Origin of the sequence: Terribium retamae, from assembly GCF_022347545.1 — a bacterium.
In the GTDB taxonomy this organism is placed as follows: domain Bacteria; phylum Pseudomonadota; class Alphaproteobacteria; order Rhizobiales; family Rhizobiaceae; genus Mesorhizobium; species Mesorhizobium retamae.
Map to the genome: position 1 here is coordinate 100,093 of NZ_JAKREW010000010.1, position 12,615 is coordinate 112,707.

Genomic DNA, 12,615 nt, shown 5'->3' on the forward strand with positions numbered 1-12,615 from the left:
TCAGATGCTCTTGAAATAATCGAAGGGTTCCAGGCACTCGGTGCAGCGGTAGTGCGCCTTGCATGGTGTGGAGCCGAACTGGCTGATGCGCTCGGTTTTCACCGAGCCGCATTGTGGGCATGAGACGTTCAGTGGCTTGAGCGCGCCCGCGCAGGCCGCTGTGCCTTCTTGGGGTGGGGCGATGCCATAGGCGGTCAGTTTCTCGCGGCCCTCGGCGCTGATCCAGGCCGTGGTCCAGGCGGGCGACAGCTGCCGCTTGAGTTCGAGCTTTTCGATGCCGTGTTCGATCAGGGTCCGTTCGATTTCGAGATTGATGACGCCGGTTGCGGGGCAGCCCGAATAGGTTGGCGTCACCGTGACTTCCAGCGTGTCTCCGCGCCAAGCGACATCGCGGATGATGCCAAGGTCGATCAGCGAGATGACCGGGATTTCCGGATCCGGGATTTTTGCGAGCCACGACCGGATCTGGCTCAGGCGTGGTCGTGTGATGGTGGCGACGCTCATAGCGGCCTCACCATTTCGCGCCGGGATAGGCACGCTGCAGGAACTGCATCTCGGCCAGGATGAAACCGAGATGCTCGGAATGCACGCCGCGCTTGCCGCCCTTCTGGGCATAGCTCTTGTCGGGCGCCTTCAGCGTGGCCTCGGCCAGGGTGCGGCCGACATGCTGATCCCAAGCGGGACGCAAGGAGGCTGGTGCCGGCGCTATGCCTGCCGCTTCGAGCTCGTCGTCCAGCGCATCGCCCAGGAACATCTCGCCGGTATAGGGCCACAGGAAATCCAGCGCCGTTTGCATTCTTGCCTGGCTTTCGCGGGTTCCATCGCCCAGCCGCACGACCAGATCAGTGCTGCGCTCGAGATGATAGGCGACCTCCTTGGAGGCTTTCTCCGCGATCTCGGCAATGCGCTTGTCGCTGGAATTGATCAGCGCCTTCAGCATCGGCAGGTGCCAGGCATCGAACAGGAACTGGCGCATGATGGTGCGGCCGAAATCGCCATTGGGCTGCTCGACCAGCAGCAGATTGCGATAGCCGGAGGCATCACGCAGGAAGGCCAGCGTGTCGGCCGTCTTGCCCCGGCCTTCGATCTCGCAGGCAAGACCGAGCCAAAGCTGCGCCTGGCCGACATGGTCGAGTGCCGTGTTGGCGAGCGCGATGTCTTCCTCGAGCGCTGGCGAATGCCCGCACCATTCGGAATCGCGATGGCCGAGGATCAGGCAGTTGTCCCCCATCCGCGTTGCGAACTCCGCTATGGCTGCCGACGTGACACCCATCACATGTGTCCTACTTCGTCCGGCACGTCGAAGAAGGTCGGATGCCGGTAGACCTTGGAATTGGCAGGGTCGAACAGCGGACCTTTTTCCGATGGCGCGCTGGCCACCACATCGGACGAGCGAACCACCCAGATGCTCACGCCTTCATTGCGGCGGGTGTAGACGTCGCGCGCATTGTGGATCGCCATCTTGGCGTCCGGCGCGTGCAGGCTGCCGACATGCCGGTGGTTGAGGCCGTGCTGGCCGCGGATGAAGACCTCCCACAGGGGCCACTCGCTTGTCATGTCAGGCTCCTTTACGGTTCTACGCTGCGGCAGCCGGCGTCTCGCGGGCGGCATGCTTTTCGGCATAGGCGGTGAGCGCGTCTCGGAACCAGGCGCCGTCGTCCCAGGCCTTGCGGCGGGCTTCCAGCCGCTCGCGATTGCAGGGACCGTTGCCGGCAATCACTTCGAAGAACTCGGTCCAATCCGGCTCGCCGAAATCGTGGCCACCCTTTTCCTCGTTCCACTTCAGGTCCGGGTCGGGAATGGTAAGGCCAAGGAATTTCGCCTGCGGTACGGTCTGGTCGACGAATTTCTGGCGCAGCGCGTCATTGGAGTCTTGCTTGATATTCCACGCCATCGACTGGGCCGAGTGCACCGAGGCGTCGTCCGATGGGCCGAACATCATCAGTGAAGGCCACCACCAGCGGTTCAGCGCGTCCTGTGCCATCGCCTTCTGCTCGGGCGTGCCGTTGCACAGCACGGTCAGGATGTCGAAGCCCTGGCGCTGGTGGAAGCTCTCTTCCTTGCAGATGCGCACCATGGCGCGGGCGTAAGGCCCGTAGGAACAGCGCTGCAGCGGCACCTGGTTCATGATCGCAGCGCCATCGACAAGCCAGCCGATCGCGCCGATATCGGCCCAGGTCAGTGTCGGATAGTTGAAGATCGAGGAGTATTTCGCCTTGCCGGAATGCAGCTGGCCGTACATCTCGTCGCGGCTGATGCCGAGCGTCTCGGCAGCGCAATAGAGGTAGAGCCCATGGCCGGCTTCGTCCTGCACCTTGGCGAGCAGGATCGCCTTGCGCTCCAGTGTCGGTGCACGCGTGATCCAGTTGCCTTCGGGCAGCTGTCCGACGATCTCGGAATGGGCGTGCTGGGAAATCTGTCGGATCAGCGTCTTGCGATAGGCTTCCGGCATCCATTCCTTCGGCTCGATCTTCTGACCGGCGTCGATGCGCTCCTGAAAGGCACGTTCCTGCGGCTCCATCTCGTCCAGGCTCTTCACCTTGGCCGCATCCGTCTTGACCATCTGTGCATACATGGCGACGTCTCCTTTGCTGGGCGCGTATCAGACGCGCCGGACGATCGATGGATTGAGAGAAGTCAAATCCCCAGCGTGAAAAACGAGCGGCGCATGGCCCGACGGCGCGCACATCGCATTGCGGATGAAAGCTTCCGGCATGGGTTTCCTCCCCGTCGGATCGCCTGACTGTGTAATTCACCGACCGGTCGGTCATTTAATTGCACAGAATGGCCCGGAGATCAACCGCAAACTGCGTTTGGCCTGCCTGCCGCCGTGTTCGACTTGTCGGCGCTCGCCCCGACTGGGCTGCAATTGCGTCTGGCTGATCATTGCCTGACTTGTAGGCCGTCACTCAGGATCGCGTAGGCTTCGATGCGCGGCATTTCCAGCAGACGCGCCGGCAAATCGCGATCATTTTGCCCTCTGAAGCAGCATCTATGGTGGGCGCTGACCCTATAACACTCAATAGTTCGGCAGCGCATAGCCCCGTTTCTGCAGGTTTTCAGCTACCTTGCGCCGCGCGACGAAGAAATCCGGTGGCCGGTTGGCGCGCGAATGCGCGATTTCTTCGACCGAATAGGGTTTGAAGGGCTCGGTGAGTGAGCCTTTCGCCAGCGCCGGCACCAGCCAGTTCATCAGCGTAGCCACGTCCTTGTCATTGAGACCGGAATTCATGATGCCGGGCGCCTGCGTGAGGAACGTTCGAGATTCCGCCGATTTCATAAACGTGCCGACATTGCCGGCGAGCGCCGGGATGCCGCCTACTGTTGCTGCATTGCCCTGCAGGCCATGACAGCCAGAGCAATGCAGCCTGTAGAGGATCTGGCCGCTCTCAGAAGCGCGCGCCGAACCGAGGCTGACCACGGCGACCATCGAAACGAGCAGTGCGGCGAGGGTTATTCTCATCGGCTCACTGCACCAGTTGCGACCGTGTTCCAAGAAGCGTCTTGTGATCGACTTTTTTAGCGCGCAGCGCTTCAACCTCTGTAGCGGTCAGCGGCTTGAAATCGGCCGGAGCGCTGTTCAGCTTGGCAAGGACATAATTTGCCAGCGTCGCGATCTCCTCGTCCTTGCGCTGCTTTTGCGCGGGCATGATGCCCTGATAAGTCCGTCCGGCGGCGGTCAGCTTGCCGGACAGGCCGTTCAGGATGATTTCCGGCACATAAAGGCGGCTATCCGGCTTGCCCGCCTTCGCCCATTCCGCGCCGGCCAGCGGCGGGGCCATGCCGGGTATACCTACGCCGCCCTTGCCGTGACAGGCCCCGCAGGTCTTAGTGAACAGGGCGACATCGTCAGCCAAGGCTCCGGTGGCGACCAACATCGTCAGCAAAAAAGCGATGCCGGCTTTAGCCATTGCTGTTCCCAAGGCCGACGACCGCCGCGACAGTGCAATGATAGTTGCTCTGCGTGTTGGCCATGCACCAGTTGATGTCGTTGTGCACGCCCATGCGGTAGCCGGGCCGTTCGCGCAGATTGAAGTTGCACAGGCATTTGCCGCAGGAGGCGACGCCGCAGCAGTCGTTGTAGCTGATCAGATATTCCTTGCCATCGCCCGGATTCTGGCAGGTTCCGACCCAAGTCACTGCCGACACCTGCGCATTGGGCGGGCATTGGTTGATGGTGCCGCCGCAGCAGGTGCATAGGAAGCCGTCGAGCGCGCAGTAGCGCCAGTATTCGCACTCCTGATCGGTCTTTTCCGCGGCTGCGCGGGCCGTGCCGCCGCCATCACGATCGAAGGGCAGCAGCGGCATGATCGCGCCGCCGACGGCCACCTTTCCGACGAAGGACAGGAAGGTGCGACGACCGAGCCGGTGCGCCATTTGCCGCGATCCCCGCTCCGTGACGTGGTCGATGGCACCGAAGAGTTTGTCGATCAGTTTCGACATAACGTGTCTCCCCTAATTCTAACCACGCATTGTTTAGCTACGCTGGGCGACTTCGGCTTCGATCCAGTTTTGTATCGAAGCCTGGCCGAGATCCTGCGCATTGAGAAGGCTTTCCAATTGCTCGCGTGAATTGACCAGGCCCTTGCCGCGCACTACGCCCTGCGGATCGAGCAGCACCGCGAAGGGAAGTCGATTGATGCGGTAGGTCATGCCAAGGTCGCGCGATAGAACGTATGGGAAGTCGCCGAGACCAGCGGCGCGGCGAAATTCGGTGTGTTCAAGCGCATCGCCGTCGGAGGCGATGATGATGCCGAGCTTCTGCGCTTCCGCCTGCTTCAATGATTTGAGGACCGGTAGCAGCTTCTTGCAGACCGGGCAGGTGGTCGACAGGAAGAACACCAGCGTGCTCTTCGGCGCCGGCAGCCCGAGCGTCAGCGGTTTGCCATCCAGCGTGAGCAGGTCGAAGCGCGGCGATTGTTCGCCGATCTTCGGGCCGGCGTCTGTCATCAGGGCGCCCATCGGCGCCACGCGTTCGAACAGGATGCCGACCTGTCTCGCCAGCGCGAAGACGACGATCAGGAGAACGATGACGATCGCCCACAGGACGATCACGGCTACAACCAGCGGATCCATCAGTCGTGCCCCTCATGATTGTGCTGCTCGAATGTGCGGTTGGACGCCTGCAGCCAGGACCAGTTGTCGATGAGTTTTTCGATGCCTGCGAAAAGCAGGACGGCAGAAAGGATGCCGGCGGCAGCACTCAGCCAGGCAACCGCGGTCATCTCGGCCGGAAGCAGCGAGGCCATCGCCACCACGCAAAGCACGCCGAGCACGGCGTTGCGTGCCACCAGATACCAGGACAGGCCTTGTCCGGCGCCGCCGCAACCACAGTCGATGTGTGTGTTGCCGCGCCATAGGTTGACGGCAATGGCACCAGCGTAGACGGCAAGGAGGACAAGCGCGACGCCCGCCGCGAACGGCCGGGTCGCCGGAATGATCAGGCCGAGGATCACCGCGACCTCCAGAAGCAGCAGGCCTAACGCCGCCGGCGTCAGCAGCCTGGCCGGCAACAGGCGATAAGCACCCATCGTATGCGTGAACATCGTCAGGTCCGTCGCCTTGTGCATGGCCGCGCGCGCGAACACACAGACCAGCGTGCCCGCCGCGATGACCACCAGGATCGGATGCAGCGCTGTCATGGCGGCTACCGCACCTCGACCTGGTCGGGCAGGTCTCCGCCCGAGGCTGCGACTGCCGGCGTCAGTGCGAACTCCTTGCCGGCGTCCGGCAGGTCGTAGCGCACGATTTCCGCCTTCAAGCCGTCGATCGCGAACAGAGCCGGTTTGTCGCCTTGGTTGACGGTCAGCCCGATCGCCGGCACCGATTTCGAGCGGCCGATGACCTTCTTGGCCTTGAGATCGACCGCCCAGATTTCCTCCGCGGGGTTCTTGTGGCTGCCCTCCGTGCCGTTGGAGTGCATCAACATATAGGCAATGCCGTTTTTGTCGTGCACGGTCAGCGGCTGGTAGCCGCCGGGCCTCCAGTTGCCTTCGACACCCTTGGCCACCTCGATCTTGTCGACCAGCTTGGCGGTGTCGCCCTCGACATCGATGACATAGATGTTTCCGCCATAGGACGGGAACACCCAATAGTCGCCCCAGCGATAGGCACTGGTAAAGATGGCGTCCGCGTCGGCGTCGAAGATTGCTTCCGACGGTTTCATCTCGCCGGTGCCGTCCGGTTTGACGTCGATGGTGCCGACCGTGCCGTCACCGCACAGCGTCGCGAAGCGTGTTGCGGTCTTGGCCGAGGGGAAGATGCCGTAGCAGCCGGGATTGGGGATGTCGCCGATCTGCTTCTTGGCCGCCAGGTCCACGATCGTCACGGAGGTGGCGGGTGTCGCATTCTGCACGAAAAGATATTTCATCTCGGCCGAGGGTTGGAACAGCGAACGATAGTTCAGTGCCTGCGCCCTGTTGTTCGAGATCGGGATCTCTTCCTTGAAGGTAAGATCCTCGCCGGAATAGACTTCGACGAAATCAGAACGTTCGCCCCGGGTGGTGCGCGACAGATGCGATGTCGCGACATAGATGTCCTTCGAGCCTTGGGGAAACTGCGCCATGCCCAGGCTGCCGGTGCCGATGATGCCGATCGGCTTCAACGTCTTGGCATCCATCACATAGATGCGCCCGTCCACCACGTGATTGAGCGCAAGATCCATGGAAAAGAGCATTTCGGTGCCGGCCGTGATCTTGACGTTGGTGATCTCCTCCGGCTGGATTTCCTTGGCTGCCTCCTGGGCGTATGCAGGCAAGATCGCCGTGCTGGCCAGCATGGCCGCCGCGAACAGACCCAAACGCATTGGTGATCCTCCCCTTTGCTCGTTCCTTCCCATGCCTGCCGTTCGTTTCACGCCGCAGCCATGCCGTTTCAGGCAAGGTATGGTGTTAAGCTGGAAGTGGCGAAAAGGATCGCTGCCGCGGATGCCATCGATGAAGGTTCATCCTGGCGCGCTTCTTCGCCAGGCAACCTCTCCCGCGGCCTCGTTCCGCATCTCCCAGGGCAGCAACAGGCTCTCGATCTCGACTTTGCATCGCCACCTCGGCGGCCCGCTTGACAGAACGCGCCAAAATGCAGGCGCTCCAGCTTTCAGAGATGCCTTTCCCGGGTGCGATAGTCGGCAGGTGTCTCGCCGACCTGGCTTCTGAAATTTCGCGAGAAGGCACTGGGCTCGCTGTAGCCGAGTTGCAGCGCGATCGTCGTCAGCGGGATGTCAGTCGCCACCAGCATGCATTTGGCGATCTGGATGCGCACCTTGTTGCGGATGTCGAGGAAGTTCACACCGCATTCCGCCAGCCGGCGCTGGAAGGTGCGCAACGAGACACCGAAATCGGCGGCGGCGTGTTCGACATCGGCGTCGAATGCGCGCGCCAGTGCCGCGCTCATCCATGCCTGCAGGGCCGTGACCAGGTCGACTTCCTGTTGCAGCGCTGAACGGTTCTCCTGAAGTTCCTCCTCGGCCCTTGCGTTGGCGACGGGGTCGGCACCCGGCACGCTGTGCTCGAGATAGGTGGCAGGAAAATAGATCGCGTTGCGTGATCGGCCGCTCTGTACGGCACAACCGAAATAGCTGCGGTAGGCATCCACATCCCTGGAGCAGTCATGCTCCAGGTCGACATGGGAAATGGTCCGCCGCGGCCCGATAATATCGGTCAGCATCTTATGCTCGAGCGCGACAGTGAAGTCGGCGTCCTGATGGCGCAGCCGCACGGTTGGGTCGGAGATCGAATAGCTTAATCTGGCAAGCTCGCCCGACACGTCGAGGCGCGCCTCGGTATTGCTCTGCAGGCTGGAGAAATAGCTGGTGAATTTCGAGAAGGCCCAACCGAGAGTGGGCGCGGTGAAGAAGACCGTGGCAATGGAGCCGAGCGCTGGCAGATTGTAGCTGCGACCGAGCTTCAGGCCGAATGTGATGTCACCTTTTTCGCGTGCCGCGGCCTCCAGAATGGTCGTGAAGATCGCGAGTGGTGTGCTTTCACTGCTTTCTGCAAGGCTTGAGCGTGTTAGCCCAAGCCTTGCCAATATGCTTTCCGGTTCCTGGCCTTTATTGGCCAGTGCGTCGAGCAACAGCGTCGTTGCCCGTGGCGCGATCGTCCCGCTTCCCTGCATCCCGCACCTCCAGAGCGTTCCGTTTTTCACGGAAACGCGGAAACGCTCCAACTTTTGTTTTCAAGCAATTCCGGACGGAAAACCGCTACGCACTTTTCCTCGAATTGCTCCAGTCACGGTCGCCAGGGGCATGTCCCTCCCATGCCCCTGGTGGGATTTACGTCGGAATTGTTGGTTTGCTGCCTGGACCTGTCAATTGCCTTGAAGTCGAACATGCCCTTTGCCGGCCAAGGCACTAGCTTGACCTCCGTTCCGCCTGGGAAACGAGCTTATGAAGCTGCGTGCGAAGTGGCTGCAGAGGCTGGCTGGCCATGCCGGCAGGGTAGGGCTTTTGCTGCTGGCTGGCGGCGCGGTGGTGCTTCTGTGGCAGCCGACCGAAGCAGCATGGTGGGCGGCACGGCTCCTGGGCGTCGCCGCTCTGCTGCTGATCTCTGGCACGCTTTTCCTGCGCCCGGCCTACGGGCAACGTCCATGGCACAGGCTCTTCGGCTGGGCCGCCCTGGCCGCACTCGGCGGACATGTCGTCGTCACCACCGGTTTCCAACCTGTCTTCTGGCGTTGGCTGACTCCCGCAATGCCGCTCGAGATTGTCGCAGGCATCATCGCGCTGCTGGCCTTCCTCATGGTGCTGCTCGTGCAGAGGTCCCGAACGCTGCGGCGGCGATTGGGACCTTTCTCAAGCCTGTCCGTTCATCGAACTGCGGGCTACTTGCTGATTGCAGCTGCCTGCACTCACATAACGCTGGTGGCCGGCATGGCCTTCTCCGCGGCGGTTGGCTTTCTTTCCGGACTTGCCTTCCTGCTGGTCGAAGGTCTGCTGCGAGAGCGCCATGTTGTGCGACTGGCAGCCACGCTTGCCTTGTTCATCAGCGCAATCGCCTGGCTGGCGATAGGCTCGATGGCCGAGACACGGCTGGCCGGCCTGCGGCAGGCGCCCATCGATCATGCGCGCTTCCTGCATACGGACCACACGGGCCTGGCATGTGCCGGCTGTCATCACAACTTCGTCGATCGCACCGGCACCGAGAACTGTCTCAGCTGTCATAAGCGCCTCTCGGTTTCGGAGGCCTCCCGGATCGACAGTATGTTCCACGCATTCTGTTCCGAGTGCCACCGTGCGGACAATCGGGCCGGCAGGAAGTTCGGCCCGATTGACGATTGCAACGGATGTCACGGCGGATGAGGGCGGATTGTTCTGTCGGCACGCTGGTTAGCCGCGTGGCGGCTCAATCAGGAGGCCGAAAACTTCGAGATGTCCGTAAGCGTGCGTGCGACTTCCCGCGAAAAATGCTGCCGCGGAGCGATGATACGGTCCTGTGCTTTTGCGGCCTTCATGAAGGCGCCGAACGCTGCGCGAGGACTGCACTCGCCGTCTTCCGCGCGTTTGATCAGGTCCACTGCCTGTTGATAAGCCTCGCAATCCTTGTCTGGCCAGGAGCGGCGCATGGCGTCGGCCATGTCCCTCACGTTGCGGATCATGAACTTGCTACCGCGTGCGGTTCTGAATCTTACCGGCGTGAAACAAGCCATAGGCGAATTTCCTCCTCTTCTGACAGGGTGTCGGTATAGTGGCGATAAGACACCATCGCTCGCTCCGGGTCCTGTTCGATCTGTACTAGCCAAAGTTGAAAAGCCATTCGGACAGTGCCCGTTCCAACACAGTATGTTTCGTTGTCACATACTCTGTTCAGACAGGGGCAGAGCCTCAGCCAAGTCCGGAACGCCACCCGCATTCGCGCATAACGACCCGTTGCGGGAATTCGGGTGGGAATCGTAAGGTTATTGCTGTTCATTCCTTGCAGAGCAGGCTTCAGCAAAGCGCCGCAGGATCAGCGGCCAGCCTTGTTCCGACTGCATCGCCTCACGATACTGTTCGGCACCGGCGCCATGGTTCGAAAAGCCTGTGTGGCTTAGCGTCACGCGTGTGCCGCCGACCCTTGGCGCAAAGGTCACTTCGACCTTGCTGGCCTTTGATGGATCGGGAACGGGCTCGCGATTGGGGCCAACCTGCCAGGTGAAAACAATGCGCCCTGGTGGCTCGATTTCGAGGACACGCCCGAAATCGCATCGAAATCCAAGCGGTCCGACTTCAGTGCAAAATCCCCCGGGCTCATTGCCAATGATCATCTCCCGGAGCGTTTCGCCGGACCATGAATAGTGTTTCGGCCACCAGTGGCCCATGTTCTGTGTGAAATGCAGAAATGCATCGCGCGGCTCGGCCGCGACGTCGACCTCTATTGAAATCGAGCTGTTGAAGGTCATGAACGCCAATGCAAAACGGTGCCCGGAGGTTCCCGAAACTGTGCCACCCGCGCGCGTCAACGACGCGTCTTTTGGAACGATCGACGTCTCCTTCCGTTCGGGTTTCGAAGCAGGAGAAAATCCATGAAGACCTTCCTTCTTGCTGCCATTGTCGCGTTGACGGCCACGGCGGCATCAGCCCAATCCGCTACGGAAAAGACCGGCGTGAATACACTGCTTGGCGTCGCTCCATCGACAGAGGACTTTGTCAAGAAGGCAGCAACCAGCGACCTGTTTGAGATTGCGACGAGCAAGCTCGCTGCGGAGCGCGCTGACCCGACCACCAAGGAATTCGCCGAGCAGATGGTACGCGATCACGAACGAACCAGCAGCGAACTGAAACAGCTGGTGGAAAACCAAGCAATCAACGTCGTTATTCCGACCGACATGACGGATAGCCAGAAAGAAGCGCTCGGCGAGCTGCAGGGGCTGCAGGGGCAGGAGTTCAACGACCGTTATCATGCCGATCAGGTGAAGGCGCATGCTGATGCGGTGGATCTGTTCCAGCGCTATGGCGAGAAAGGCGAACAGACCGCGATCAAGACCTGGGCTGCCAATATCATGCCGGCGCTACGTCACCATCTCGATATGGCCAAGGGGTTGAACAAGTAACATTGCGGCTCGCGATGCGTGCGGGTCCGCTCAAGTTCTCCAGGGGAGCCGCTTTGGCGTCCGGCAGCTCGTCCCGGAGCCCAACAACTGCCGGGACAAAAATCGGAACGCCGCAGGCAGGGTCGCGTTGACCCCGGTAACTTCAAGCCCTGTAATCCAAAGCGAGGAGGCGTGAATGCAGGTTCGACGCACGGAAATCACAACGCAGGTCGATCCCGGTGATGTGTACGGCTACCGCGTGCGGTTTCAGGGTACTGAGGGGCAATCCATTACGGTGGCCTTCCGCTCCGAGCGCTGGTTTGATGACGATGATGAGGTGAAACGACAGGCGATGGCGATGATGGCGCATACAGTCTCCACCCCTGGCCCGCTGAATGCCTATGACGCCCCCAGCAATGGCGATATCGCGACCGAGGTCGACACAGCGGAACAGCCGGCGGGCGGAGAGGTGGAAGAAGAGGACGATGACAACCCCTACCAGGAAAGCGATGAGGCGTTGCCCGACGATGCTGAGGAAGCAGCAATCAGCCGCAATCCTTCCCGTGAGGGAGGCCGCTTCGACGAGACCTGAAGGAAGCGGTTAGGCCTGTCTTCAAGTTGCACAGGGAGGAGTTGATGGCACCTCGCGCACTCTGGAAAGGCGAACTGAAGCTCGCTGACATCGAATGCCCGGTGGCACTCTACGCCGCGGCCTCGACCTCGCAACGCGTTTCATTTCACATTGTCAATCGCAAGACGAGTAACCGGGTTCGGCGTGAATATGTCGATGAGGAGTCAGGCAGGGCGGTCGACGATGACGACCAACTAAAAGGTTTCGACCTCGGCAACGACACGTTCGTAACCGTCGAGCCCGACGAGGTCGCCGAGCTTGTTCCGGCGAGCGACAAGACGCTTTCGGTGACCCGCTTCGTCAAATGTGCCGATCTCGATCTGCTATTCTTCGATCGTCCCTATTATCTCGGTCCAGATCGTGATGCCGATGAAAAGTTCGCGCTCATTCGTGACAGCCTCGCGGCTGAGAATGTCGTTGCGCTGGCTGAAGCGGTGCTGTTTCGAAGGCTGCGCACTGTGGCAATCCGTGCCGACGGCAACGGACTATTGGCGAACACGCTGCATTTCGACCACGAAATCGCTTCGCCGGAAAAAACCTTTGCCAAGGTTGCGGAGTTCAAGATCAAGAAGGAGATGTTGGACCTCGCCAAGCACATCATGAAATCAAAGGCGGGCATATTCGACCCCGCGCATTTCGATGACCGCTACGATGCAGCCTTGGCGGAGTTGATCAAAGCCAAGATCGCCGGGCGCGAGATCAAGCCGCCGAAACGCAAGCGCGAAGGCAAGGTCATCGACCTGATGGATGCGTTACGGCGCAGCGCCAAGGGCGAAGGAGCCAAAAAAAGCGAGGATGGCCGATCCGCTCGGCGCAAGGCGGGGTGATGCATTCCGATCAGCGGTTTTCGGTTATGACCGGATGCGCCTGCGTGTCGGATGCAGTTCGAATTCAGGAACTGGACTGGCGATGGGGTATTGCGCCATGCTGGCTTTCACGGCCTGTGCGGATATGGAAGCGGTCATGATTGTCGGGAACAA

At 61.0% G+C, this 12,615-nt stretch carries 17 protein-coding genes; 4 read left to right on the plus strand and 13 right to left on the minus strand.

Annotation, left to right across the window (positions count from 1 at the left end; translation table 11 throughout):
- From paaD to L4923_RS12985, 11 genes are all read right to left on the minus strand, one after another.
- Positions 1-504 carry a 1,2-phenylacetyl-CoA epoxidase subunit PaaD gene (gene paaD, locus L4923_RS12935; protein WP_239365563.1) on the minus strand — a complete coding sequence of 168 codons (504 nt, stop codon included), beginning with the start codon at positions 502-504 and terminating at the stop codon, positions 1-3.
- 7 nt (positions 505-511) lie between these two features.
- Complete coding sequence (gene paaC, locus L4923_RS12940; RefSeq protein WP_239365565.1) at positions 512-1,273, minus strand: 1,2-phenylacetyl-CoA epoxidase subunit PaaC; 762 nt, start codon at positions 1,271-1,273, stop codon at positions 512-514.
- Complete coding sequence (gene paaB, locus L4923_RS12945; RefSeq protein ID WP_239365567.1) at positions 1,273-1,557, minus strand: 1,2-phenylacetyl-CoA epoxidase subunit PaaB; 285 nt, start codon at positions 1,555-1,557, stop codon at positions 1,273-1,275. Before paaB ends, paaC begins: the two co-directional genes overlap by 1 nt.
- A gap of 19 nt (positions 1,558-1,576) precedes the next feature.
- Positions 1,577-2,575: a 1,2-phenylacetyl-CoA epoxidase subunit PaaA gene (gene paaA, locus L4923_RS12950; protein WP_239365569.1), complete on the minus strand. Its 999-nt coding sequence runs from the start codon at positions 2,573-2,575 to the stop codon at positions 1,577-1,579.
- A gap of 444 nt (positions 2,576-3,019) precedes the next feature.
- Positions 3,020-3,463 carry a c-type cytochrome gene (locus L4923_RS12955; RefSeq protein WP_239365571.1) on the minus strand — a complete coding sequence of 148 codons (444 nt, stop codon included), beginning with the start codon at positions 3,461-3,463 and terminating at the stop codon, positions 3,020-3,022.
- A 4-nt stretch (positions 3,464-3,467) separates the two neighbouring features.
- A complete protein-coding gene (locus L4923_RS12960) occupies positions 3,468-3,911 on the minus strand; it encodes a c-type cytochrome (protein WP_239365573.1) in 444 nt (147 codons plus the stop codon).
- Positions 3,904-4,443 carry a methylamine dehydrogenase light chain gene (locus tag L4923_RS12965; RefSeq protein WP_239365576.1) on the minus strand — a complete coding sequence of 180 codons (540 nt, stop codon included), beginning with the start codon at positions 4,441-4,443 and terminating at the stop codon, positions 3,904-3,906. The genes L4923_RS12960 and L4923_RS12965 overlap by 8 nt, the downstream gene beginning before the upstream one ends.
- Before the next feature lie 33 nt (positions 4,444-4,476).
- Positions 4,477-5,076 (minus strand): methylamine dehydrogenase accessory protein MauD, encoded by a 600-nt coding sequence (gene mauD, locus L4923_RS12970; protein WP_239365579.1) that lies wholly within the window; start codon positions 5,074-5,076, stop codon positions 4,477-4,479.
- Positions 5,076-5,642: a MauE/DoxX family redox-associated membrane protein gene (locus L4923_RS12975; RefSeq protein ID WP_239365582.1), complete on the minus strand. Its 567-nt coding sequence runs from the start codon at positions 5,640-5,642 to the stop codon at positions 5,076-5,078. The genes mauD and L4923_RS12975 overlap by 1 nt, the downstream gene beginning before the upstream one ends.
- Positions 5,643-5,647: 5 nt before the next feature.
- On the minus strand, positions 5,648-6,805 hold the full coding sequence (locus tag L4923_RS12980) for an amine dehydrogenase large subunit (RefSeq protein ID WP_239365585.1): 1,158 nt from the start codon (positions 6,803-6,805) through the stop codon (positions 5,648-5,650).
- A 287-nt stretch (positions 6,806-7,092) separates the two neighbouring features.
- Complete coding sequence (locus L4923_RS12985) at positions 7,093-8,112, minus strand: AraC family transcriptional regulator (protein WP_239365588.1); 1,020 nt, start codon at positions 8,110-8,112, stop codon at positions 7,093-7,095.
- A 271-nt stretch (positions 8,113-8,383) separates the two neighbouring features.
- On the opposite strand from L4923_RS12985, the gene L4923_RS12990 reads away from it, so the two are divergent.
- Positions 8,384-9,295: a cytochrome c3 family protein gene (locus L4923_RS12990; RefSeq protein WP_239365591.1), complete on the plus strand. Its 912-nt coding sequence runs from the start codon at positions 8,384-8,386 to the stop codon at positions 9,293-9,295.
- Between the two features lie 47 nt (positions 9,296-9,342).
- Here L4923_RS12990 and L4923_RS12995 read toward each other — a convergent pair whose 3' ends face one another.
- Together L4923_RS12995 and L4923_RS13000 are read right to left on the minus strand one after the other, a co-directional pair.
- Complete coding sequence (locus L4923_RS12995; RefSeq protein ID WP_275448389.1) at positions 9,343-9,642, minus strand: DUF982 domain-containing protein; 300 nt, start codon at positions 9,640-9,642, stop codon at positions 9,343-9,345.
- 249 nt (positions 9,643-9,891) lie between these two features.
- Positions 9,892-10,374 carry an SRPBCC family protein gene (locus tag L4923_RS13000; RefSeq protein WP_239365597.1) on the minus strand — a complete coding sequence of 161 codons (483 nt, stop codon included), beginning with the start codon at positions 10,372-10,374 and terminating at the stop codon, positions 9,892-9,894.
- 123 nt (positions 10,375-10,497) lie between these two features.
- Here L4923_RS13000 and L4923_RS13005 point away from each other — a divergent pair, with 123 nt between their 5' ends.
- The 3 genes from L4923_RS13005 (at position 10,498) to ku (ending at position 12,462) form a co-directional block, all read left to right on the plus strand.
- A complete protein-coding gene (locus L4923_RS13005; protein ID WP_239365600.1) occupies positions 10,498-11,025 on the plus strand; it encodes a DUF4142 domain-containing protein in 528 nt (175 codons plus the stop codon).
- A gap of 175 nt (positions 11,026-11,200) precedes the next feature.
- Entirely contained in the window at positions 11,201-11,596 is a 396-nt protein-coding gene (locus L4923_RS13010; protein ID WP_239365742.1) for a hypothetical protein, read from the plus strand.
- 44 nt (positions 11,597-11,640) lie between these two features.
- A complete protein-coding gene (gene ku / locus L4923_RS13015) occupies positions 11,641-12,462 on the plus strand; it encodes a non-homologous end joining protein Ku (RefSeq protein WP_239365603.1) in 822 nt (273 codons plus the stop codon).
- The last annotated feature ends 153 nt before the right edge of the window (positions 12,463-12,615 follow it).

Bases quoted from the DNA above. Each gene is read 5' to 3' on its own strand.
- mauD (WP_239365579.1), bottom strand. From the start codon at position 5,076: ATGGATCCGCTGGTTGTAGCCGTGATCGTCCTGTGGGCGATCGTCATC.
- L4923_RS12980 (WP_239365585.1), bottom strand. From the start codon at position 6,805: ATGCGTTTGGGTCTGTTCGCGGCGGCCATGCTGGCCAGCACGGCGATC.
- L4923_RS13000 (WP_239365597.1), bottom strand. From the start codon at position 10,374: ATGACCTTCAACAGCTCGATTTCAATAGAGGTCGACGTCGCGGCCGAG.
- L4923_RS13005 (WP_239365600.1), top strand. From the start codon at position 10,498: ATGAAGACCTTCCTTCTTGCTGCCATTGTCGCGTTGACGGCCACGGCG.
- paaB (WP_239365567.1), bottom strand. From the start codon at position 1,557: ATGACAAGCGAGTGGCCCCTGTGGGAGGTCTTCATCCGCGGCCAGCAC.
- ku (WP_239365603.1), top strand. From the start codon at position 11,641: ATGGCACCTCGCGCACTCTGGAAAGGCGAACTGAAGCTCGCTGACATC.
- L4923_RS12995 (WP_275448389.1), bottom strand. From the start codon at position 9,642: ATGGCTTGTTTCACGCCGGTAAGATTCAGAACCGCACGCGGTAGCAAG.
- L4923_RS12990 (WP_239365591.1), top strand. From the start codon at position 8,384: ATGAAGCTGCGTGCGAAGTGGCTGCAGAGGCTGGCTGGCCATGCCGGC.
- L4923_RS12965 (WP_239365576.1), bottom strand. From the start codon at position 4,443: ATGTCGAAACTGATCGACAAACTCTTCGGTGCCATCGACCACGTCACG.
- L4923_RS12975 (WP_239365582.1), bottom strand. From the start codon at position 5,642: ATGACAGCGCTGCATCCGATCCTGGTGGTCATCGCGGCGGGCACGCTG.
- L4923_RS12955 (WP_239365571.1), bottom strand. From the start codon at position 3,463: ATGAGAATAACCCTCGCCGCACTGCTCGTTTCGATGGTCGCCGTGGTC.
- L4923_RS12985 (WP_239365588.1), bottom strand. From the start codon at position 8,112: ATGCAGGGAAGCGGGACGATCGCGCCACGGGCAACGACGCTGTTGCTC.
- paaC (WP_239365565.1), bottom strand. From the start codon at position 1,273: ATGGGTGTCACGTCGGCAGCCATAGCGGAGTTCGCAACGCGGATGGGG.
- L4923_RS13010 (WP_239365742.1), top strand. From the start codon at position 11,201: ATGCAGGTTCGACGCACGGAAATCACAACGCAGGTCGATCCCGGTGAT.
- paaA (WP_239365569.1), bottom strand. From the start codon at position 2,575: ATGTATGCACAGATGGTCAAGACGGATGCGGCCAAGGTGAAGAGCCTG.
- L4923_RS12960 (WP_239365573.1), bottom strand. From the start codon at position 3,911: ATGGCTAAAGCCGGCATCGCTTTTTTGCTGACGATGTTGGTCGCCACC.
- paaD (WP_239365563.1), bottom strand. From the start codon at position 504: ATGAGCGTCGCCACCATCACACGACCACGCCTGAGCCAGATCCGGTCG.